Here is a 22,860-nt window from a genome sequence, read left to right on the forward strand (position 1 = left end):
CTATAACGCAAAGATGATATAATTATTCTACTCTATAGGGTAGTATCTTAGAGTTTGTATAATAAATGAGGTTTGCTATATCTTGATTTAGGGCATTTTTTGATAAAGGAGTTTAGATTCTTGAAACTAAATTATAAAATGCTCACAGCTATATTTGTATTTATAAGTTTTATATTTACTGTTTTTCTGTCTTTCAATGTCAATGCATCATCAGTTAATGCAGAATATAACGATGCATTGAAAAATGCTCCTAGGGGTATTAATTTGTATGACGTTATGACAGTCGGTAATTTTAGAGGTAACGGATCCTCTATGGATCAAGCTACAAATCCCGATAGCCTTGGGACTGGTATAGCGGTTGTAACCAATCAAAAGAGTAAGCAAGGAGCGATTTGGTCAAATTCTAATTATGCTTTTGACTTGAATAAGGATCAAAAATTATCCATGTGGTTAAATTTTGGTGACAGTAAGAATCCCGGAGATGGTATGGCATTCGTCCTACAGAATGATTCCTCTGGCACAGGTGCTTATGCTGGTAAAGGTGAGTCCATGAATGTATGGGCAGTTGATCGAGTACCTGAACAAGGAAGTACAGCCGTTATTGCTAACTCAGCTATTTTAAATTCTTTAGCCATAGAATTTGATACTTACGTTGATAACAATAACGATCTAAAGCATGCCGGGACTTCTACATCATTTGATACCGGTATTGCCAATGGAGATCAACATATCGCCTGGAATTATCCCGGAGATATAAATACTTACAATCAATTTTATGACCGTGATCCATTGGCTTTCTTCAATAAAAAATATTGGTATTCAATGAACCATAATGATTTTGAAGGAGATTTGAGCTTAACAGACGGTAAGTGGCATCACTTGACGATTGTATGGGATAAGAAAGATCAGACTTTGAAGTATTCGTTCAACGATAAAAATATGGACGGTTCTGATGCTGAATATGATAATGACAATTTTACTAAGACTATAAAAGTTGATAAGAGTAAGCTTAATTCTGATAACGATAAACTTATATGGGGCTTTACTGGAGCATCAAATGCTAGTACCCAGAACAATCTTGTCGTTATGGAAACTGTACCAAGCGATATTTATACTGAATCCAATATAACAGTTCATAACGATACTTATGGTGATGATATTGGAGACAATGGTTATATAGGAGTAGGTAATAGAATTTCATATAGTTATAACTTGAACTACAAGGAAGGTGGTAGGCCTTGGAAAGATATAAGTGCTTCTATCCCTCTACCTAACAATGTAGCGTTAGATAAATTTCAAGTTACATATCCAGATGGTAGCGTTAAAAATATTGACTTAAATAATATTGATTCAAAGAATCAAATGGACTTTAATTTGGATAAGACAATGAAAAAATCTGGAGACAAAATTCAAGTTAATCTAAGTGGTATTGTAGTAGATACCGCTAGTAAACAAGATTTTAAGATAAAATCAGGATTAGCAAGATTTTATTCATCAGATAACGTTGAGACTATAGGAAGCCCTACAATTGATGTTGTGACTTCTAAGAATATTCAACTTACAGCTGATCCGATTGATGATGAAAACCAAACTATCAACTTTGGTGAAGATGCACAAGTTAGAGGAAAATTCAGTTATACCAATTCTCTAATAAATGGATTTAAAAATTCAGATTTTAATCTTTACACATCATTAAATGATGGTGAAATTGTTAAGAATGATATAACTGATGCAGCTCCAACAGGTACCTTTAAATATGTTATTAAATCTAAAGATTTAAAACTTGGAGACAACAAATTAGATGTATTCGTAAGAGACAAGACTACTGGTGTTTCTAACGAAATTACATATAATATCAAGGTTACAAGAACACCAGGTACTTTAAAATTTGGTGAAGTAAGTAAATATAGTGATTTCAATTCTACAAAGTTGAATGGAAAGAACAAGCTATTAGGTAGAAATGCTAGCGATTGGAAAATAGATGTATTCGATGGTAGAGATATTGGTTCCAAGTGGCAGCTGACAGCCTATTCTTCTAAATTTGTAACTGAAGATGGTAGGTATCTTCAAGGTAATCCTATATATAGATTTTTTGGATATGACCAAGTCTTGGGTGATGAAGCTACTCTGATATACAATAAGACCACATCCGATTATGATGACCTAACTTCAGTGTCTGGAGATTGGGATGCAGATACGGGTATCTTGATGCGTGTTGATAAGAATGCCGCATCAGGTAAGTACACTGGTACTATAACTTGGGTATTAGAAGACGTTCCGCAATAAAACAAACTAAATTATAATTTAGTTTGTTTTTTTTGTTATAATAAATTATCAATAAGTATGGGGGGATTTTGATGAATAAATCAAGAGTTGAGGCATTTACAGATGCTGTATTAGCAATTATTTTGACTATAATGGTCTTGGAAATTAAGATACCTGAATCAACACATCTAAGCGCTATATTAGAGGAATTACCATATATACTTTCGTATGCTGTCGGTTGGTTATTTATTGGAGTGGCATGGTATAACCACCACTATATGTTTTCAAAGACTAAAGTTGTCAGTAGAAAGGTATTTTGGGTAAATAATTTTTGGATGTTTTCTACATCATTTTTGCCGGTCGCAACTGCATGGATTGGTAAGGATATAAATGCTCGAGGACCACAAATTTTTTATACAATAGTTTATGTTATTTGGTCTATAGCATATGGTCTTTTGACATATGTGATAATAAGCGAGAATGAGAAAAGTGGTCATATTGAAATAGCTAATGATATCAGGAGTATGGCGATATATAAAGTTTTAACTAATTGGAAGTTATCCCTAGTAGAAATTGTTCTAGTGGTTTTAATTCTGATCTATATGCCAGCATTATTGCTACTGTTAGTTACGTTACAAATAATTTTTGTAGGTGCTAGATTCAACGCTGATAGTGATAAATTATTTTGAGGATTAGAAAATGAATGCTGAAATTTTAGAATATATAGATAACATAAGAAATGCTGAGAATCGGAAAAAGTTCAAATCAATTATTGATTGGACTATGACTAATTATCCCAAGCTAGATATGAGAATGGCGTGGAATCAGCCAACTTTTACAGATCATGGAACATTTATTGTAAGTTACAAATCTACAGTAGATCATATTTCAGTGACCCCAGAAGTTTATACTATTCAAAAGTTTACTAAAGAAATAACTGATGCTGGTTATAAGTATGGCAAGATGACATATCAGATTCCATACTCAGAAAATTTTGATAGTAAATTACTCCAAACATTAATAGACTTCAATATTTCAGACAAAAAAGATACTACTAGATTTTGGAGAAAAAATTCAGACGCATAAGCGTCTATTTTTTTGTTGAAAATAAGAACATATGTTCGTATAATCTTATTGAGGATATAAAAATGTTATCAGATGAAGAATTGAATAAATTTTTTTCCCAGTATCAAGATAGAGGAATGAAGAAGTGGCAGGGATATCACTTGAGTGATCACACTGCTTCTCTCAAAAAAGAGTCTAAAGTTAGGAATAAGTCTGTAATAGAGTTGGAGCAGATGAGTTTAGAAGATATAACCCAAATATTGAGTGAGAGTTATGTAAATAATAAGATAGTGTTGCTTCAAACCAATTTTATTAATAATGATTTGCATTTGGTTGAAGAATTTCAAGGAAAAATAAAGGGTTATTTTGAAAATTCTGTTTTTTTAGATTCAAATGAAATTCAAATAAGTATGATAAGAAATGTCAGATTTATTGAGGTGGATAATCATGTATGACTACAAATCAGAACCAAAACATCTAATATTCATGATAGATAATAAGTCATTCTTCGCTAGTGTAGAGTGTGTTAGGAGGGGATTGAATCCACTTGAGGCAATATTAGTGATAATGTCCAAGAGACCAGGTGCTAAGAATAGTTTGGTGATGGCTAGCTCTCCTATGGCAAAGAAAAAGTATGGAATTAAGAATGTTACTCGAAAGCAGGATTTGCCAAAAGTGAGCGATATTATTGAAGCATCACCGAATATGAATCTATACATAAAGAGAAGTATTGAAATCAATAATATATTTAGAAAATATGCTGCTGAGGAAGATATTAATGTCTATTCGATAGATGAATCCCTAGTTGATATGACTAAATCTTGGAAACTATTTGGAGATACGCCAGAAGAAGTTGCTAGAAAAATTCAGATTGAAATAAGAGATACTTTAGGGCTTTATGTTTGTGTTGGGATAGGCGACAATCCACTACTAGCCAAGCTGGCATTGGATAATGAAGCTAAAAATAATAAGTCATTTATGGCACGTTGGACGTACTCAAATGTACCTAGTAAAGTTTGGAAAATCAGAAAACTAACTGATTTCTGGGGCATAAATAACCGCACCGCACATAGATTGAACAAACTTGGACTATATAGTATTAGTGATATTGCCAATTCTGATCCGAATAGACTTATTAAAGAATTTGGGACTATTGGAGCTCAAATTTTCGCCCATTCATGGGGTGTTGATCGATCAATAGTTTCTGAAAAATATATTCCAAAAGCAAAATCTTACAGTAATTCACAGGTATTGCCACATGTTTATAGCAAAAAAGATGATATAGAAGTGGTGATAAAAGAGATGGCAGAGCAAGTTGCTGCTAGAATAAGATTTCATCATCAAAAAACATCACATATATTTTTATTCATCGGTGGTTCATATGACAAATTCAGCAAAAAACGGACAGGATTTAGTAAGTCTAAAAAAATTACTGCTACTAATTCTAATTCTGTATTAAAAAATGAATTAATAAAAATGTTTAGAGATAGTTGGCAAAATGAACCTGTCTTGCATATGGCAGTTGGATTCAGTGATCTAGATGATGATACTGAGATGCAAATGAATCTCTTTGTCGATCCTGTAAAGCAGGTAAAGAGTCGAGATATTGATTATCTGGTAGATGAGATTCGTAATAAATATGGATTTACTTCTATTGTTAAAGCCAGTTCATTGTCTCATGGAGCCACAGCAATCAATCGATCAGATCTGGTTGGAGGACATCGTGGAGGAGAATCATACCAATAAAAAAGACCACCTTTAAGGTGGTCTTTTTAAATATTTATCAATAAGAAACCGATAGATCCAATAATGAATAACATGACAAAGTTAACAGCTGAGAATATACCTAAATATTTCCAAGGAGATTCTTTGAATAGGAATCGATATTGTTTAAATGCTAGTAGATTTGCAAGAGATCCGACAACAGTTCCCATACCACCGAAGTTAGTACCTAGGAAGATAGCGTAAAGGTAATGTGAGAATTTTGAAACAAGGATTGTTGTAGGGACGTTACTTATAAATTGACTAATAATTATTGAAGAAAAATAGGCACCGTTTTTTGTATCTATGATACTAGATAGATAGTTTACAATTTGCGGTTCTCTATTTATATTTCCTATTGTCAGGAAGAAACACATGAATATCAAAATCACTGAATAATCGACTGATCCTAATATTCTTGGATTGATTATAAAAACTAAAATTAATGCAGAAGCTAGTGATATCCACATAGGGATAACTGAGAATACCCCTAAAAATATTATTACTGTCACAAAACCAGAGAGTGTAATACTAGGAATATTGAGATCAAATTTTGGAAGTTGATTGAACTTAACTTCTTTTTTTGGGAAAAATCTGGTTAGAAGAAACATTAGAGTAAAAGTTATTAATGTTATAGGAGTAGACATTTTAAAGAAATTTAGAATATCTATATTGAAGTGAGTAAGTAAAAATAGATTGTGTGTGTTACCGAAAGGAGTGAAGATACTTCCCAAGTTAGCTGACATTGTAATAACTATAATTGGGAAAATAGGATCTACATCTAAGTGTTTAGAAATTTGATAAAAAAGAGGAACTAATGTAAGAATTGCAACATCATTTGTTAGAAACATTGCTCCAAAAAAAGCTAATCTGGACAAGATCCACAGCAGCTGTCTGGTTGTTTTGGCTTTATGAGTTAATCTAGAAGCAAAATATTCTAGAAAATCTAGATATTCGTAAATTTGAATTATTATCATCATAGACAATAAAGAAAAAATTGTTTTCCAATTTATATCCATTAACTGTGGTGGGCTAATTAAAATTGAAGTTATGATAACTGCTATAGCAGCTACCCAAAGAACATGATCAGAAAAAATTCTTTTTAAGATGTTCATTTAAAAATCCTCTATTTAATCAAATTATCATTAACTATAATATGTTATCCCTTTTATAAAGCCTTTTCAAACTAAATAATAAATTTTCCAAAAAAAGCAAAAATTGGAAATAAAATACAAAAAAATTACGTAATTATTCTTGTAAGAATAATTAAATTTCTTACAAATAGAATGTAGAGGTATACTTCCCGGTATTTCTGTATTATTCGGAGGCAATATTTAAACAATGAATAAAAAATGTTTAGCGCAGTTTATTATTATTTTTACAATATTTTTATTTTTTGCTCAAAACATTAAGGCAGACGCAGATTTAGATAAAGCACTTTTGAATGCACCATTAGGGGTTAAGATTTCAGGTATTTTTACTCCAGGTACACAGTCTGGTAACTCTGCAAAGGTTATGTCTGTAACTAACCCTTCAGTTAAAGGAACAGATGCTATCCTTATAACACCAGCCGATACTCAAAAGATTGGTTCGATTTGGTCGACTGATTCCAATTATTTTGATTTATCCAAGAATCAAGTAGCGTCAATGTGGATGTATTTTGGTAATCGTGGATCCAATGCAGGTGATGGGATGGCATTAGTTTTGCAAAATGATAGTAGGGGATTAAAAGCGAACGGTTACAAAGGTCAAGCTCTAAATGTCTATGGAAATGATCAAGCTAATTATTCCAGTTCTAGTCAAATAGCATCTACTGGGATACAAAATTCTTGGGCATTGGAATTTGATACATTCTTAAATCAAGATGATGGACGAGATAATGCCGGAATTGCATCTTCTTTTGATTTGGGTAATAAGAGTAATGGTGATAACAAAATTATAAAAAATGGTCACATGGCATCAACATACCCTGGAGAATCTAGCTCATACGTCAGATACAGTAGTGAATCTTCAATTTTGGGAGATAAATATTGGTATGGTTTGAATCATTATGGCTTAATCAATGGGGTTATCAATTCAGATGCCAATTGGCATCATGTTACTTTGTCTTGGAACAAAGATACTCAAAAAATGACGTATACAATAAATGATAAAAAACTAGACGGAACGCCATTGTATCAAGCTGAGCCAGGATATGCATATCAAACAAAGACGATTGATTTAGACGTAAAAAAATTAGGAAGTGCAGCAACTTCAACAGGTCATATTAGATATGGATTTACTGGATCTACAGGTGGATATTATGCAAATAATGTAGTTATCTTTGATCAAGTACCAGATTTAGTTAACTCAAGAGTAAATGCAACTATTTATGATGAAACTCAAAATAAATATTTAAAGAATGATGATGAAGTATCTGTTGGTGATAAGCTCACATATTCATATACTCTGAATTATGATAGTGGTAAGCAATCTTGGCAAAACATTAATGAGGTTACACAGTTAGCTAATAATAAAAGTGTTAACTTCTTAGATTATGATACTTACCCTGCAAATGAACTAGGATATATCAATTATTCTAATGGTGATTCGGAAACAATTGCGATGGATAAGGATATGGATGGCAACAATTTGGTTAAACATTTGTTTAAAAATGAATTGTCAAATAGTATTAATCAGGCAGTTAATGTTTTTAAAGGGGTAACGGTTTCGGCTGATAATCAAGATAAGTATGTAAAAAGTGAATTAGCCAGATTTATTGGTAATAATAATATTGGGGATGTCAATACACCTAGTTTTTATATAAGAACTCAAAAAGAAATGGCTATGACTGTTGATCCTAGTGAGCAAACCACCTCTAGTACGGAAGGGTCAAAAATAATAAGTTATAACGCTGATGCGATAATAGCTCCCCATGTTAAATTTACTAACAATGATGCGACAGATTATTTTAACCAAGATAATTTAAAAATATATGTAAGTATCAATGGTTCAGATTATGAAGAATGTAAGTATTCAGTTCAAAGTGACAAAGAAACATATAACTTAAAACTTAATAATTCAGATCTTAATTACGGTAAAAATGATGTTTCAGTTTATGCGACTTATACTGGAAATAGTAAATCAAACGAAATTCACTACGTTTTAGATAAGAAACGGTTAGGTGATTTGAAATTTGGAACTGTTTCAGACAAAAGCTCATTTAGTAACACTACTTTAGATGCAAAAGACCAACTAGTAGGAAGAAATAACGATTGGTCTCTAAATGTTATTGATACCAGAGAACCTAGTGGTTTTTGGAAAGTATCAGCAGAGTCTGGTTCATTTGTAGATCAAACAACTGGAAGAAAAATGATAGGTGATGTGATTTATAAAAACAATAGTTTGGAAAGCTCTATAGTAAACAATCCGGTTATTGTTGCAGATAATAATTTGCCCAACCTAGGTGAAGATATAGATATAGTAAATTCATTGTGGAATAATTCAGATGGTATATTTGTCAGAACTTATCCAGGTGCATTGCCAGGTAATTTTATTGGTACTATTTCATGGACTTTAGAAGATACTCCATAATATTGAAATAAAAAAATTATAAACCTATAATCTAGTTGAATACTTTTCTAAGGAGTTATTTGATGAAGAATATAGTTATAGATCAAGAAGTTATAGATTTGTTTCCAGAGATTCAACTATCAGTTTTGACACTAAATAATATCGATAATAAGGTAGATGAAAAAGATGATCCTTATTTTCAAAAATTATTAGATGATGGTTCAACAGAAGCAAAAAAATTTATAACAGAAGAAGATTTTAAAGAGAATGAAGTTGTAGATCAGTGGAGAGAAGCATTTAGAAAGTTCAAAACTAAAAAAGGTGCAAGATCTTCTATAGAAGCACTGCTAAAAAGAGTGAATCAAGAGAAGTCTTTCTCACCAATATCTCCTTTAGTAGATATCTACAATTCAGTATCATTATCATTTGGTGTTCCTTGTGGTGGAGAAGATTTAGATAAAGTTCAAGGTGATCTACATCTGGGAGTTGCTAAAGGTGGAGAAGACTTTTATCCTTTAGGAGCTGAAGAAAGTTCTCCTGCACTAGAAGGAGAAGTTATCTACTATGATAAAGCTGGAGCTATATGCCGTTGTTTTAACTGGCGAGAGGCTAAACGAACAATGCTAACTGAAGATACACATAATGCTGTATTAGTAGTTGAATCAATAAATAATGAGCAAGCTGAAAGATCTGCAGAAGCAATTGAAAAATTAAAGAGTTTATCTTCAAAATATTTTGATGTTGAAGGAGATAAATATACTTTAAATAAGCAGAATTCATCAGAAGAAATCTATTAAAAAAAACCAACTCATATGAGTTGGCTTTTTTATTTATTGGGCATATTGGGTTCGAACCAATAAATTACGGATTCAGAGTCCGTTGCCTTACCGTTTGGCGAATGCCCAATAACATTAATATGTTATTACTAAACAATATTAATGTCAATTTACAAAAAAAAGATAAACTTCATTATTTTGTAGTATAGTAAGTAGGTATATTACTTACATATAATTATGGTGGGAGCAGCATGGAATTAAATTATAATAAGAATAATTTATCGGCTTGTACAAGTATATTAATTGGTAAAAAGGCAACTATTGATGGATCAACTATTATTGGTCGAAATGAAGATGCAATGGCTTCGTGGCCCAAGCATTTTGTGATTCATGAACACAAAGAGTTTGATGAAAATCAAAGATACATTTCAAAAGATAATGGTTTCCAGATGGACCTGCCTAAAGTTCGGTTTAAATATTCAGCAACTCCAGAGTGGACAGACAAATCAGGACTCTTCGAAGAAGATGGAATCAATGAGTTGGGAATAGCTATGAGCGCTACAGAAAGTGCTTATTCTAATCAACGAGTTCTAGGTGCTGACCCTTTAGTTAAGGATGGTATTGGCGAGGAATCTATGTTAACAGTCGTTTTACCTTATATAAGATCAGCACGAGAAGGTGTTGAGCGATTGGGTGAAATAATATCAGAACATGGAACTTCTGAAACTAATGGAGTTTTATTTTCAGACAAAGATGAAGTTTGGTATTTTGAGAGTGGATCCGGTCATTATTGGGTAGCACAGAGAATTCCAGATGATTCATATGCAGTTGTAGCTAATCAGCTTGCAATCCAAGAAATCGATTTTGACGATAGTGATAATTTTATGTATCATTCTGAAATCCAAAAATTTGTTTCTGAAAATAATTTCAATCCATACCCGGAGACATTTAATTTCCGAAAAGTATTCGGGACTCAAGAATTTTCAGATGAAATTTATAGTACTCCTCGAGTATGGTGGGGACATAAATTTTTATCAGGTGTCAATTCTAATCCTGAAAGTGAAGACTTACCATTTATTATGAAACCTAATCGTCTTTTGAGTGTAGACGATGCTCAGGAATATCTGGCATCTCATTTTCAAAAGACTGAATTTGATCCGTTAAATGAAGGTAGTCAAAGCAAGCGATATCGACCTATCAGTTTAGCCAAAACTCAAGAATCCCATGTTCTTCAAATTAGACCAAATCTACCATTAGAAGTTGGTGCTATTCATTGGTTAGCAATGGGTGTAGCTTCACAGAGTATATTTGTTCCATTCTACATGGGAATAAATGATACACCTGAAGAATATAAGATTGGTGAGTTACCATATGATGGAAAATCAGCATACTGGACTTATAAGTTAGCGGGTGTGCTATTGGACGGTCATTACAAAGAATTTGGTAAAGATTTCCAAGCTAAACAAAAAGACATCAATATAACGCTTCGCAATATGTTAAATAAATATGATAAAGAATCACTAGAAATTCCAGAAGAAAAATTATCAGATTTCTTAACGGATTCTAGTAATCAAATGGCAAAGCTATCTTTAGATTCTTATAAGGAATTAATTGCCAAATTGATTACAGAATCTACTGATTTTTCACCACTTAATTTTAAAACAGATTTAAATTTATAAAATAATTAGAGGTATAGAACGATGGACGATGGTCAATCAAAAAATAAATCAATCACGCTAGTTGGATTGATTATGATGATATTTACAACAATTTACGGGTTTGCTAATACACCTGTTGCTTATGAACAAATGGGATTAGCAAGTATTATATGGTATGTTTTTGCCGCAATCTTCTTCTTCCTACCATTAGGATTTATGATGGCAGAGTACGGATCAGCATTTAATCAGTCTAAGGGTGGTATATACTCTTGGATTGAAGGAGCAGTTGGCTCAAAAATTGCCTTTGTAGGTACATTTATCTGGCTTGCTTCTTGGGAAGTTTGGTTAGTTTCAACTTCTTCAAAAATTTGGATTCCTTTAGCAACATTTTTCACAGGAAGTGATACAACTCAAAGTTGGCATTTCATGGGGTTGCACGGTTCACAAATTATTGGAATTCTTGCAGTTCTTTGGATTGTACTAGTAACATTTACAGCTTCACAAGGTATCGATAAAATTTCTAAAATCACTTCTATTGGTGGATTCATGATGGTGGCATTGAATGGAATATTCTTGCTACTAAGTATCGTTATGTTATTTGCTTCAGGATTCCATTTTGAAGAATCTATACATGGTATCCAAACATTTATTCAACCTGCAAATCCTGCATCGAGTGGATTGTTGGGAATGCTTTCGTTTGTTGTTTTTGCTATCTTTGCTTATGGTGGTATGGAGTCACTAGGTGGAGTTACAGATAGTATGAAAAATCCACGAAGAGACTTTCCTAGAGCTGTTTTAATTGCCACAGTTGTTATTTCAATTCTATACTCTCTATCAATTCTTCTATGGGGAGTAAGTACAAACTGGGCTGAGGTTCTTGGTAAATCCAATGTTAACCTGGGTAATATAACTTATATTATGATGAATAATCTTGGATATAAATTTTCAATATCTATTGGATTAAGTGCACAAGTTGCTCATAGTGTAGGAATGTGGTTAGCAAGATTTACAGGATTAAGTATGTTCATTCTTTATTCTGGATCATTCTTTGTCTTGATTTATTCACCTATCAAAGCGTTTGTATTGGGAACTCCTAAGGAATTTTGGCCTGAAAGAGTTACTAAGGTTAACGCACATGGTATGCCCGCCAATGCTATGTGGATGCAAGCAGCATTTGTTAGTGTTTTGATTTTAGCTATTAACTTAGGTGGACGAGATGCTAAAGCATTGTACGGTGTTCTAACTTTAATGGGTAATGTTGCAACTACTGTTCCTTACTTATTCCTAGTTGGTGCCTTTCCTTTCTTTAGTATTAATGATGATATAAAAAAACCATATGTCTTTTATAAAAATAAAAAATTCATGTGGGGAACATCTATAGTTACATTTACAATAATTGCTTTAGCGATTATCTTCACACTTATACAACCAATTATCGAAGGACGTTATGTTGATGCCTTCTGGACAATAATAGGACCACTATTGTTCCTTGTTATTGCATGGATTTTATATAATAGAGTAGATAAAAAATAAAAAAAAAAGAGATGGAAAAATCCATCTCTTTTTTTATTTAACTGGATATTTATCTGTTAGAGCTTTAGTTCTGGCATCTAGTTCTTTTAGTTTTTCTTCATTATCATGGTTATTAATAGCTTCAATAATTATATGTGCCACTTCTTTACAATCATCTTCTTTGAAACCTCTAGAAGTGATTGCAGGTGTACCAATTCTCAAACCTGATGTTTTTGAAGGAGGCAATGGATCACCAGGTATTGATTCTTTGTTGGTTGTAATGTGAATAGAATCTAGTAAATCTTGAACTTCCATTCCATTCAAATCAGTTTCTGTTAAAACAATGTTTAGTAGGTGATTGTCAGTTCCACCTGTAAGAACTGGTATATTTTCAGTTTGGTTGAATACTTCAGCCATAACACTAGCATTCTTAATAATTTGAGCACTGTATTCTTTGAATTCAGGTTCTAGGTCTTCGCCGAATGCGACAGCTTTAGCGGCAATGACATGTTCTAGTGGACCACCTTGAGTTCCAGGGAATACTGCAGAATTGATTTTTTTGCCTAGTTCTTCACTTGCAAAAATCATACCACCACGTGGACCACGTAATGTTTTGTGAGTGGTAGTTGTAACGATATCGGCAACGTTAATAGGTGATGGGTGAAGACCCGCAGCCACTAGTCCAGCAATATGAGCCATATCTACCATTAGATATGCATCTACAGAATCTGCAATTTCACGGAATTTATCAAAGTCAATAATACGACTGTATGCAGATGCACCAGCAACAATCATTTTTGGTTGAACTTCTTTTGCTATTTTTTGAACATCATCGTAGTCAATCAATCCATCGCTGTTTACACCGTATGAATAAAATGCGTACATTTTACCTGAAAAGTTAACTTTTGATCCATGAGTTAAGTGGCCACCAGCATTTAAATCCATACCTAATACTTTATCACCTGGTTTTAAAACTGCTTGATATGCTGCAGCATTAGCTTGTGATCCTGAGTGTGGCTGAACATTCACATATTCAGCACCAAATAATTCTTTTGCACGATCTATTGCTACTTGTTCGATTTTATCGATATATTCACAACCACCGTAGTATCTCTTTCCAGGGTAACCTTCAGCGTATTTGTTTGTTAGTACTGATCCCTGAGCCTTACGAACATTATCAGAGACAATATTTTCAGAAGCAATTAATTCAATATTTCTATTTTGTCTTTTTTCTTCTAATTCAATTAAATCAAAAATCTCACTATCATTTTCTTTATATATCATAGCTGTTCTCTCCTTAATTATCGTTTACTATTTTACTAGTACCATCAGTGTAATTGATTTGGACTCCTTTTTCTATATTAAAGATATAGATGTTAAAGGAAACCTGTCCGTCTTTTCTGCCTTGAGCGGTTAGTGATGTCGCCATCATGTGAACACCACGGGCTACTAATTCATTTCCTCGATAGACTGGTTCTACTCGATATCTGACATAGTTCTCAGGGTTTCTCCTGATGTAGTATGCCATATCTTCTTCGTATTTGAGCATTCCAGGGTTATTCAGAGATTTTGTACCAGTGATCAAATTCTTGGGGTTGTTATTCTGTCCTGTGAATTGATAACCAATCAAATGTGATCTGTTGTATAACCAGTCATGTCCATTAATCTTTTTGTTGTGCCATCCTGTAGGATCAACATATAGCTGTTCTCTTTTGGCAGTGGGCATGATTCCTTTGTTAAGCATCGCATTAGCAACACCTGCACGATTAAGTCTATCTAAGTTGGAATATTCTTCCCATGCGCCTCTTGATGTACTAAGCTCTTCATCAGAAAAAGTCGGCTTATCTCCATTGATAGTAATAATTTGTTCCTTGTCATAATTTAGCTTAGCTAAATCACTATAGGAACTATTGCTTTTGACAATGTTGTTCGCTGTACTAGGACTGCTTTTTGAAGGCATCTGAAAACTCTCATAAAGTCCACTTCCACCTGCAATTACTAAAACTAGACCAGCTGTCATTAAATTACGATAAGTTTTCTTTTTTGGTTTTGTAACGTATGTTGAAAATACAATCACAACCCCTACAACAATTAACCCAATCATATACATAATTTTTCCCCTTATTTTCCCATTAAGTTGTTTCAATTCTAGCATATTTGTTACTTAAAAATAAAAAAGAACTAGGACTTATCCTAGTTCTTTTTAGATATCTTGTAGTCGTTTAATTCTTTCATCCAAAGGAGGGTGGGTGTCATAAAGGCTGGCACGTTGCTTCTTTTTCAGTGGAGTACTTATATATAGTGAGGCACTAGACTCATCAACCTTTTTCATTGGCTTACTATTATCTTTCAGTTTTTCCAATGCACTAATCAACCCTTGAGGATTTCTTGTTAATTCTACTCCAGAAGCATCAGCAAGATATTCTCTATTTCTAGAAATTGCAAATTGAATTAAAGTTGCAATCATAGGTCCTAAAAATGAGAATACAATACCAACAATCCAGATGATAAGACGAATAATTTCTGCATTAGAGTTATTGCTTTCGCGGTCATCACTCATAGGTCTTGCCCAAAATAACATATTTGAAATCATATAGCTTAAAAAGATAATTGCAGACGAAAGTGCAATAGCAATTGTTGAGACACGAATATCATAATTACGTACATGTGATACTTCGTGAGCTATAACACCCTCTAGTTCTTCACGATTCATCAATTCTAATAGTCCTGATGTAACTGCCACTGCAGAATGTTTAGGATCTCTACCTGTAGCAAATGCGTTAGGACTAGGGTCATCGATTATATAAACTTCAGGCATAGGAATGTCAGCTACCATGCTCATATCTTCAACGATGTGCCAGAGTAGTGGATTTTCCTGTTCAGAAGTTTTCTTAGCATTATTCATGCTCATAACAATCGAAGTCGACTGATAGTAGGTTGTCAGAATATAGAATAATGTAATTAAAAATCCAACAATCAAACCAGCATATAAATTATTAAAGAAAAAATCACCAACAAAGGCAGAAATTCCCATCAATAAAATAATGAATAATGTAAAGATTAAATAGGTTTTCCTCTTATTACGATCTATTTGTTCATAAACCATGATGCTGCCTCAATTAAAACTTAACTTCTGGCGCAACTTTTTCAGCATCCGGAATATTTAAGTAATCCATTTTTTCAAAATGGTGAATTCCTGCAACAATGTTGCGAGGGAATGTTTCAAGAGCAGTATCATAAGATTGAACTTGGCTGTTATATGCTTGACGAGAATAAGCAATCTTGTTTTCAGTATTTGATAGTTCTTCCATCAATTGACCGAATTGTTGATTGGCCTTTAGGTCAGGGTAACTTTCTGATAAAGCAAAAACTTGGCGTAATGCACCAGTAAGTTGTGTATCAGCGTCTACTTTTTCTTGTAGGGTAGATGCATTATTTACACTATTACGTAATTCTACAATGTTGGCTAATGTTTCTTTTTCATGAGAAGCATAGCCCTTGACTGTTTCCACAAGGTTAGGGATAAGATCAGTTCTACGCTTTAGTTGAACATCAATTTGTGAACTAAATTCTTGAGCTCTATTTCTGTACTTAACTAGTCCGTTATATGCGGCTACATAGGCTATTACTAGTATAACCAGTATAGCGATTATAATAATTGCAATCATATGTTTCTCCTTTTATATTATTAAGTATATTCTAGCATACTTAGCATTGTGTTCTATAATATGAGTGAGGTGGGTGGAAAATGAAATATATTAAACGTATTGTCATATTGGACATTATAGCAATTCTGTTATTATCATTTTTTTCGAGTAATGTTTATGCTTCAAACGGTTCTTATATAGGTGGTATTGAACAGAAAAACGGTTGGTCTGGAACTATGATGGTGGTTAAGAACGATAAAACTGTTTATCTAAAAAGTTTTGGTTATGCAAACTATAAAAAAGATAAAAAAAATACCAATACAACTAGTTATCAAATCGATTCTATTCAAAAAAGTCTGACTGCTGGTCTTGTAATGCAACAAGTTGATAAGAAAAAATTGAAGTTAAATCAAAAATTAAGTGATTTTTATCCACAGATAGAAGGTAGTAACAAAATTACTATTCTTCAAATGTTAGAGATGACTTCTGGATTAAGATTTGATGAAGATAATGAATCAAAACAAATAATGTCTGAGCAAGATACAGCATTATATTTAGCCAATAATACAACGTTTAATAGTAAGGCATACAAGAAATGGGCTTATACACCAATCAATTATAATTTGTTAGCTGGTATATTGATGAAAGTTACTCACAAGTCTTACTCTGAATTATTTACAAAGGAATACATCAAAAAACTAAAATTAAAACATACTAAATTTGCATATGATAATGGCAAGAAAATCAGAGTTGCTTGTGGCTATACTAACTCTGATCATGAAGATAAAACTGTAAATTATAAATCACCTTTTGTTGTGCAAAAATACGAGTATCACAATGAATTGGGAACAGGACAAGTCTATATGAGTGTTGAAGACTTATATAAAGCAGAAAAATATATTACATCTGGCAAGTTTTTGACTCCTAAATCTAGACAAAAACTATATAGTCCTAGTCAAGTTTCATCTTATTCAGGTGGTTTCTACAATAGAAAGAATGATCACTATGCGAATGGTTGGGGTTATGGCTATCAGGGAGTTATTCACTTAACAGATGATAGTAAAAGCTTTGCTATTCTATTAAGTAATTATCAAAGAGATGCTTATGATTTAAAACCTGATGTTCAAAAAATATTTAGTACAATTATTTTGGAAAAAGAAAATTAATGTAACTTATATTTGATAGAAATCTTTTCATATTATGAAGTGATAGCGTATATAAACGTTGTTAAACTTAAGTTATCAAATAGGATAGGAGTTTAATTTGAGATCATATTTAGAATTTTGGACTAAACTATTTGTTTTTAATTCTTCAGCTACAAGAAAACAGTACTGGATTCCAGCAATAGTAAATTATCTTATTATGGGTATTTATTTTGGAGCTTCTGGAGAATATAAATATTTATATCCTAGTGTTTATCAAATCAGTTTACACTCTGAATCATTTACAGCTACGATAGTATTGTTTGTTTTTTGGTTGGCAACTTTCACTATTAGAGCAAGAAGATTACATGACACCGATAGAAGTAATTGGTGGATTCTCATTGAAATCATACCTTTCTTAGGTGATTTAGTTATATTTATATTGTTATTATTACCATCGAACCCAAATAGTAGATGGAGAGTTAATCAATCAAATACTTAGTTAAATTGGAGGAATATACATGAAGAAATATACAAAATTTATTACTGCATTTGCTGCAGCTACAATACTTTCATTAGGAACTGTGAATTATGTTGTTTTAGCTGATGAGGCAGTAGATATCGACCCTGGATTTGCAATTGACCCGGTAGATCCAATAATTGATCCTGACTTCTCAGTAGATCCTGTTGTTAACCCTGATGTTGAAGGGGTTACACCTACTGTAGATGAAAATTGGGTAAATACTCATCTTGATACTGTTGTTACTGTAAAAGATGGTCTTTCAGCACCAGTATTTGACTACGATGGTAATGCTATAGGAGATGTTGCTCCACAAAATACTCCCTGGTATACAGACCAGCAACATACAAGCCAAAAAGATGGCAAAGTTTATTATAGAATTGCCACAAATCAATACATCCTTGCTGATCAAGTAAATTAAGGAACTCCCACAATCATGTGGGGGTTTTTATTTTGGACTTTTTTGTAAAAAATGAAATTTATTTACATTATTTTATGAAAACGCTTTTAAAAATGTAATCAAATGTTAAACTAAGTATGTAAACTATTGTTAATAAATCAACAAATTGGGGTGGAAAAAATGAGTAAAAAAATTAATGCAGCCGTTATTGAAAAATTAAACGGAGATTTTGATATTAAGGAAGTTTATGTTGACGATGAGCCTAAAGCCAATGAGGTTTTAGTTAATATTGTTGCAACAGGTATTTGTCACACTGATGAAGCAGTAAGAAATGGACAATCAGGTGTTACAGAATTTCCAAGAATTGCTGGACATGAAGGTGCAGGAATTGTTGAAAAAGTAGGTGCTGGTGTAACAAACATCAAACCTGGAGATCACGTAATTCTTTCATATGCTTTTGATGGAACTTGTGAACAATGTCTAAAAGGACATCCATCATCATGTTTAAATTGGGGTGAACTAAATGTTGGAGGTAAGAGACCAGATGGAGCACCTACATTTACAGCTGAAGATGGTTCTGTAATAGATAATTTCTTCAATCAATCTTCTTTCGCTTCAACAACATTGGTACAACAAAACAATGTAATCGTGATAGATAAAAATGTTGATTTGAGAAAAGTTGGACCACTAGGCTGTGGTCTAGTTACTGGTTCAGGTACCGTCTTTAATGGTTTGAATCCTCAACAAGGTAGCACAATTGTTATTGTAGGAAGCGGTGCAGTAGGTGCCGGAGCTATAATGGCAGCTAAAATTAAAGGATGCTCTAAAATTATTAGTGTTGATATCCATGATCAAAGATTGGAAACATCTAAGAAAATCGGTGCTACTGATACTATCAATAGTAAAGATTTAAATTGGGTTGAAGAAGTTAAGAAACTAACTTACGGTTACGGAGTAGATTTTGCTATCGATACAACAGGAATTAGTAAAATCATGAAAGAATGTCTAGATGTTTTGAAATCTGGTGGACATTTTGCACCAATAGCAGTTACTGACAAGTCATTAGAATTCTTACCTTGGAATGAATTGGTAGCTTCTCAAAAACACGTTGATGGTGTATTGATGGGAGATGCAGTTCCTCAATTGTTGATACCACAATTAATAGAATTTTGGCAAAAAGGTCAATTTCCATTTGATATTTTGGAAAAAGTTTATGATTTCTCTGAAATTAATGAAGCAAATAAAGCATCAAATAACGGTTCAGTTATTAAACCAGTTCTAATTGTTGATAAAACTTATCAAGCATAAAAAAGCTTCCTTCATTATGAAGGAAGCTTTTTTTAACTAAGAAAATTAGGATCAGTGTAAGCAGGATTAGGATATTTGTAAAATCCTTCTCCTGTTGCAATACCCATTTTTCCCTTATCAATATATTCATTTTTTATCATGTCAGCTAATGGTTGGAATGAAGGATCATCTTTTGCGTGATTAGAGACAATGTCATAAGCGGTCTTCAATCCTACAATATCCAAGATTGCAAATGGACCCATCGGAGCTTTAGTTGCTAACATCCAAGTCTTATCTATAGTTTCAAAATCGGCCACACCTTTAGCATATAGTGCTTGTCCTGCACTTAAAAATGGAACTAACATAGAGTTTAGTACATAAGCAGGTTGTTCTTTTTTGAGCTCGATAGTTATCATACCAATGTCTTTAGCAAATTGAACTACTTCCTCATAAACTCCCTTATCAGTTTTGCTGTGACCCATTATTTCAGCTGTATTGTTTTTCCATATTTGGTTTGCAAAGTGAAGAGCAATGAATTTTTCAGGTCTACCTGTAATGTCAGCAAACATACTAGGCAATAGAGTTGAAGAATTGGTAGCAAAAATTGTTTTTGATGGAGCAACTTTTCCTAATTTTTCATAGAAGTCATTTTTTATTTCAACCTTTTCGGGTATTGCCTCTATCAGTAAATCTGCATCACTAACTGCAGATTTTAAGTCTGATGAAAAGCTGATGCTATCTTTGGCATGCTTTATAGATTTTAAATCGTCGTTTAGTTCATTAAAAGTAGCGATTTTTATATCAGGTAAAAAGTTAGGATTATAAACGCCACCATGCAATACTTTATCCATTGTTTTCTGTTGTTCACTAATTTCTTCAGTATAAATATCAGATAAATTTTGTATAGTTTGTTTTGCTTTTTCCAGTGTTTCATCATTTATATCGTAGATAGTTACATTAAAACCCTTAAAAGCAGATTGAAATGCAATTTGAGAACCTAAGACACCACTACCAGCAACAGTAACATTTTTTATAGTCATAATAATTCTCCTTATCTTTTTCTTTAACAGTAGTTCTAATTTTTAAATTATGTAAGCGATAACATTCAATATTTAAAATATCTAATTATTATTATTGAATATTAAAATAAAAATCTTATTTATGATTGCTTTTAAATTGTTAAATATGTGATAATTAAGCTCCAAATATGTTTTAGAGGAGATTAATTTGAAAAAGACTACTATTGTTTCAGTTATAGTTATTATTGTTGTTATTATTGCTGGACTTTTTGTTTACAACAATTATAAGAACAAAAACAGCGTTGGGAATTCTGATCAAGCCATTTCAATTGTTAAAAAAGCAATTGGAAAAGGAGATAATGATAAAGACCCCATCGTTAACTGGTCAGTGGTTTCTGATGCTGATAAAAAAGATGGTTCAACATTAGATGACAAGAATAAAAAAGTTTATCTAGTCAGAGGACAACACAAGTCTTACGTTAAGGCAGATCCAAAGGCAGGATCATATGATGGTGCAGATTACTATGTATATCCTGATGGACATATTGTAAAAAGAAGTTAATAAATAATATATATAAATAAAAACACGCTAGGATAAAAATCCCAGCGTGTTTTTTTATTTAAAATTTTAGATGTAGGTATGTTAAATAAAGTTACTTTATTATTTCAATCTATTTACAATTTTAAAAATATGCAAAATAGCGATCGATAATATGATATATTTTTATATTATAAATTAAGGGGAAAATTATGAAAAAGAGAAAATTTGTACCGTCTTTGATTTTAGCGTCAATTTTAATTGCGCCTGTCACAACAACGGTCGTTTCAGCAGATGTAGATTCAGATACATCTAATTATCAAACATCGGATGTTGTGAGCGAGCAAGATTTATCTGATGAAAATTCTCTATATGTACTTAATTCAGAAAAAAATATTTTGAATTCTGATAATGATTCTGAAAGCCAAAACTTAAATGAGAATACCAGCTCAGATATAACAAGTAATGACAATTCAGAAGTAAGTAATATCAACAACGAAAATAATATTAGTTCTAGTGAAAATGATACTATTTCCATAAGTGATATTAATCAAAAGGGAAGCACAACACATAAGACTATTATTGGTAAGATAAATGGTTTTATCAATGATAGGATTACCGACGTTACAACAGGGACTGTGGCTGCAATAAGTTATCCATTCTTGTTTGGTAAACACGGTACACAAGTTCTTTCTGATGTTAGAACTTTTATAAATCCAAATAGATATGATGTTGAAAACACATGGAATGTTTTAGATCAAAAATATAATCCAGAAGCTAGTCAAGAGTTTTACACAAATGCTCAAGATTGGTGGGACAATCAGGCAGTAAAAGAAACTATGGAAGTGCCATTTTACAACGATAGCAGCAAAAATATTCGTGCAACATATGTTGCTAATAATGCATCTAAAAAAACAGTAATAATAGGTCAAGGTTGGACTGAAAGACCAGACTGGATAGGTGTTGTTTCAAAGGTTTGGTACGACATGGGTTATAACGTATTAATGCCAAGTCAAAGAGGTCAATTTAGTAGTGATGGAAATCTACTATCATTTGGTTATCAAGATAAAAATGATTGGAAAACTTTAGTAAGTAAAGTTAATGAAATGAATGGTGAAGATGGCGAAATTGTTTTCTATGGTCAATCACTAGGAGCAAATACAGCATTGGAAGCTGCATCTGAACCTGATTTAGCAAAAAATGTAAAAGCAGTTATCGCTGATGCAGGGTATTCAACTCTACCTTCATTGGGTAATTCACTCTATGGAAAAACACTTAATTCATTGAATGGAGTAACTGGAAAATTACTTATACCAATTAATTTTAGTAGTTTACCTTTCCTACCATATGAAAAAATAGTTAAGAATGTTGATAAAATTAACCAATTCTTACAAGGATTCAGTTTAGATGATGTATCAGGACTAGCTGCTGCTGCAAAAACAACAATCCCATCATATTTCATTACAACAGAGGATGATGGATTTATACCCGACACACAAACAGTTGCTATGTTTGATGCGAGTAAAGCCAGTTTGAAGAGTCTATGGGTATTGACAGGTAGTGTTGGAGGTCATGCCTCGGCCAATAACGCAGTTGGGGACTATCAAAAGAATATTCAAGGATTTTTAGACCAAATCAATAAAGTTAATAACTTGTCACAAAGTAATGAATTAAGCGTAGCATAATTATTTTAAAACCTGTATAATATTTCGGGAGCA

At 32.5% G+C, this 22,860-nt stretch carries 21 protein-coding genes and 1 tRNA gene; 15 read left to right on the forward strand and 7 right to left on the reverse strand.

Annotation, left to right across the window (positions count from 1 at the left end):
• Window positions 1-120: 120 nt before the first annotated feature.
• From EKN01_RS02045 to EKN01_RS02065, 5 genes are all read left to right on the forward strand, one after another.
• A complete protein-coding gene (locus EKN01_RS02045) occupies window positions 121-2,286 on the forward strand; it encodes a lectin-like domain-containing protein (RefSeq protein ID WP_129044766.1) in 2,166 nt (721 codons plus the stop codon).
• Window positions 2,287-2,357: 71 nt separating this feature from the next.
• A complete protein-coding gene (locus EKN01_RS02050) occupies window positions 2,358-2,954 on the forward strand; it encodes a TMEM175 family protein (protein WP_129044767.1) in 597 nt (198 codons plus the stop codon).
• 10 nt (window positions 2,955-2,964) lie between these two features.
• Window positions 2,965-3,351, forward strand: coding sequence for an iron chaperone (locus EKN01_RS02055; RefSeq protein ID WP_129044768.1), 387 nt, complete (start codon window positions 2,965-2,967; stop codon window positions 3,349-3,351).
• A gap of 62 nt (window positions 3,352-3,413) precedes the next feature.
• Complete coding sequence (locus EKN01_RS02060; RefSeq protein WP_129044769.1) at window positions 3,414-3,785, forward strand: hypothetical protein; 372 nt, start codon at window positions 3,414-3,416, stop codon at window positions 3,783-3,785.
• Window positions 3,778-5,076, forward strand: coding sequence for a Y-family DNA polymerase (locus tag EKN01_RS02065; RefSeq protein WP_129044770.1), 1,299 nt, complete (start codon window positions 3,778-3,780; stop codon window positions 5,074-5,076). Before EKN01_RS02060 ends, EKN01_RS02065 begins: the two co-directional genes overlap by 8 nt.
• Window positions 5,077-5,102: 26 nt before the next feature.
• Here EKN01_RS02065 and EKN01_RS02070 read toward each other — a convergent pair whose 3' ends face one another.
• On the reverse strand, window positions 5,103-6,206 hold the full coding sequence (locus EKN01_RS02070) for an SLC13 family permease (RefSeq protein WP_129044771.1): 1,104 nt from the start codon (window positions 6,204-6,206) through the stop codon (window positions 5,103-5,105).
• A gap of 226 nt (window positions 6,207-6,432) precedes the next feature.
• Between EKN01_RS02070 and EKN01_RS02075 the strand changes: the two genes are divergently transcribed.
• Together EKN01_RS02075 and EKN01_RS02080 are read left to right on the forward strand one after the other, a co-directional pair.
• Window positions 6,433-8,664 carry an L-type lectin family protein gene (locus tag EKN01_RS02075; RefSeq protein WP_129044772.1) on the forward strand — a complete coding sequence of 744 codons (2,232 nt, stop codon included), beginning with the start codon at window positions 6,433-6,435 and terminating at the stop codon, window positions 8,662-8,664.
• Between the two features lie 62 nt (window positions 8,665-8,726).
• Window positions 8,727-9,440, forward strand: coding sequence for a B3/B4 domain-containing protein (locus tag EKN01_RS02080; protein WP_129044773.1), 714 nt, complete (start codon window positions 8,727-8,729; stop codon window positions 9,438-9,440).
• A gap of 36 nt (window positions 9,441-9,476) precedes the next feature.
• Here the strand turns inward: EKN01_RS02080 and EKN01_RS02085 are convergent.
• Window positions 9,477-9,548, reverse strand: a tRNA-Gln gene (locus EKN01_RS02085).
• A gap of 122 nt (window positions 9,549-9,670) precedes the next feature.
• Here EKN01_RS02085 and EKN01_RS02090 point away from each other — a divergent pair.
• A complete protein-coding gene (locus tag EKN01_RS02090; protein WP_129044774.1) occupies window positions 9,671-11,098 on the forward strand; it encodes a C69 family dipeptidase in 1,428 nt (475 codons plus the stop codon).
• A 21-nt stretch (window positions 11,099-11,119) separates the two neighbouring features.
• Window positions 11,120-12,610, forward strand: a complete 1,491-nt coding sequence (yjeM, locus tag EKN01_RS02095) for a glutamate/gamma-aminobutyrate family transporter YjeM (RefSeq protein WP_129044775.1) — start codon at window positions 11,120-11,122, stop codon at window positions 12,608-12,610.
• Window positions 12,611-12,643: 33 nt separating this feature from the next.
• Here yjeM and glyA read toward each other — a convergent pair whose 3' ends face one another.
• The 4 genes from glyA to EKN01_RS02115 form a co-directional block, all read right to left on the reverse strand.
• Window positions 12,644-13,873: a serine hydroxymethyltransferase gene (glyA, locus tag EKN01_RS02100; RefSeq protein ID WP_129044776.1), complete on the reverse strand. Its 1,230-nt coding sequence runs from the start codon at window positions 13,871-13,873 to the stop codon at window positions 12,644-12,646.
• Between the two features lie 13 nt (window positions 13,874-13,886).
• Window positions 13,887-14,699 carry a DNA/RNA non-specific endonuclease gene (locus EKN01_RS02105; RefSeq protein WP_129044777.1) on the reverse strand — a complete coding sequence of 271 codons (813 nt, stop codon included), beginning with the start codon at window positions 14,697-14,699 and terminating at the stop codon, window positions 13,887-13,889.
• Between the two features lie 93 nt (window positions 14,700-14,792).
• The gene (gene htpX, locus EKN01_RS02110; RefSeq protein WP_129044778.1) at window positions 14,793-15,695 is read right to left on the reverse strand and encodes a zinc metalloprotease HtpX; all 903 of its coding nucleotides are present in this window, start codon (window positions 15,693-15,695) and stop codon (window positions 14,793-14,795) included.
• A gap of 13 nt (window positions 15,696-15,708) precedes the next feature.
• Window positions 15,709-16,257, reverse strand: coding sequence for a LemA family protein (locus tag EKN01_RS02115; protein ID WP_129044779.1), 549 nt, complete (start codon window positions 16,255-16,257; stop codon window positions 15,709-15,711).
• 80 nt (window positions 16,258-16,337) lie between these two features.
• On the opposite strand from EKN01_RS02115, the gene EKN01_RS02120 reads away from it, so the two are divergent.
• The 4 genes from EKN01_RS02120 (at window position 16,338) to EKN01_RS02135 (ending at window position 19,606) form a co-directional block, all read left to right on the forward strand.
• Window positions 16,338-17,402, forward strand: a complete 1,065-nt coding sequence (locus EKN01_RS02120; protein ID WP_129044780.1) for a serine hydrolase domain-containing protein — start codon at window positions 16,338-16,340, stop codon at window positions 17,400-17,402.
• A gap of 97 nt (window positions 17,403-17,499) precedes the next feature.
• The gene (locus tag EKN01_RS02125) at window positions 17,500-17,880 is read left to right on the forward strand and encodes a DUF805 domain-containing protein (RefSeq protein WP_129044781.1); all 381 of its coding nucleotides are present in this window, start codon (window positions 17,500-17,502) and stop codon (window positions 17,878-17,880) included.
• A 19-nt stretch (window positions 17,881-17,899) separates the two neighbouring features.
• Complete coding sequence (locus EKN01_RS02130; RefSeq protein ID WP_129044782.1) at window positions 17,900-18,319, forward strand: SLAP domain-containing protein; 420 nt, start codon at window positions 17,900-17,902, stop codon at window positions 18,317-18,319.
• 159 nt (window positions 18,320-18,478) lie between these two features.
• A complete protein-coding gene (locus tag EKN01_RS02135; RefSeq protein ID WP_129044783.1) occupies window positions 18,479-19,606 on the forward strand; it encodes an NAD(P)-dependent alcohol dehydrogenase in 1,128 nt (375 codons plus the stop codon).
• A 32-nt stretch (window positions 19,607-19,638) separates the two neighbouring features.
• On the opposite strand, the gene EKN01_RS02140 is transcribed toward EKN01_RS02135, so the two are convergent.
• Window positions 19,639-20,625 carry a 3-hydroxyacyl-CoA dehydrogenase gene (locus tag EKN01_RS02140; RefSeq protein WP_129044784.1) on the reverse strand — a complete coding sequence of 329 codons (987 nt, stop codon included), beginning with the start codon at window positions 20,623-20,625 and terminating at the stop codon, window positions 19,639-19,641.
• 187 nt (window positions 20,626-20,812) lie between these two features.
• On the opposite strand from EKN01_RS02140, the gene EKN01_RS02145 reads away from it, so the two are divergent.
• Entirely contained in the window at window positions 20,813-21,166 is a 354-nt protein-coding gene (locus tag EKN01_RS02145; RefSeq protein ID WP_129044785.1) for a hypothetical protein, read from the forward strand.
• Between the two features lie 188 nt (window positions 21,167-21,354).
• Complete coding sequence (locus tag EKN01_RS02150) at window positions 21,355-22,827, forward strand: alpha/beta hydrolase (RefSeq protein ID WP_129044786.1); 1,473 nt, start codon at window positions 21,355-21,357, stop codon at window positions 22,825-22,827.
• Window positions 22,828-22,860: the final 33 nt, after the last annotated feature.

Source organism: Companilactobacillus metriopterae (assembly GCF_004117915.1).
GTDB lineage: Bacteria > Bacillota > Bacilli > Lactobacillales > Lactobacillaceae > Companilactobacillus > Companilactobacillus metriopterae.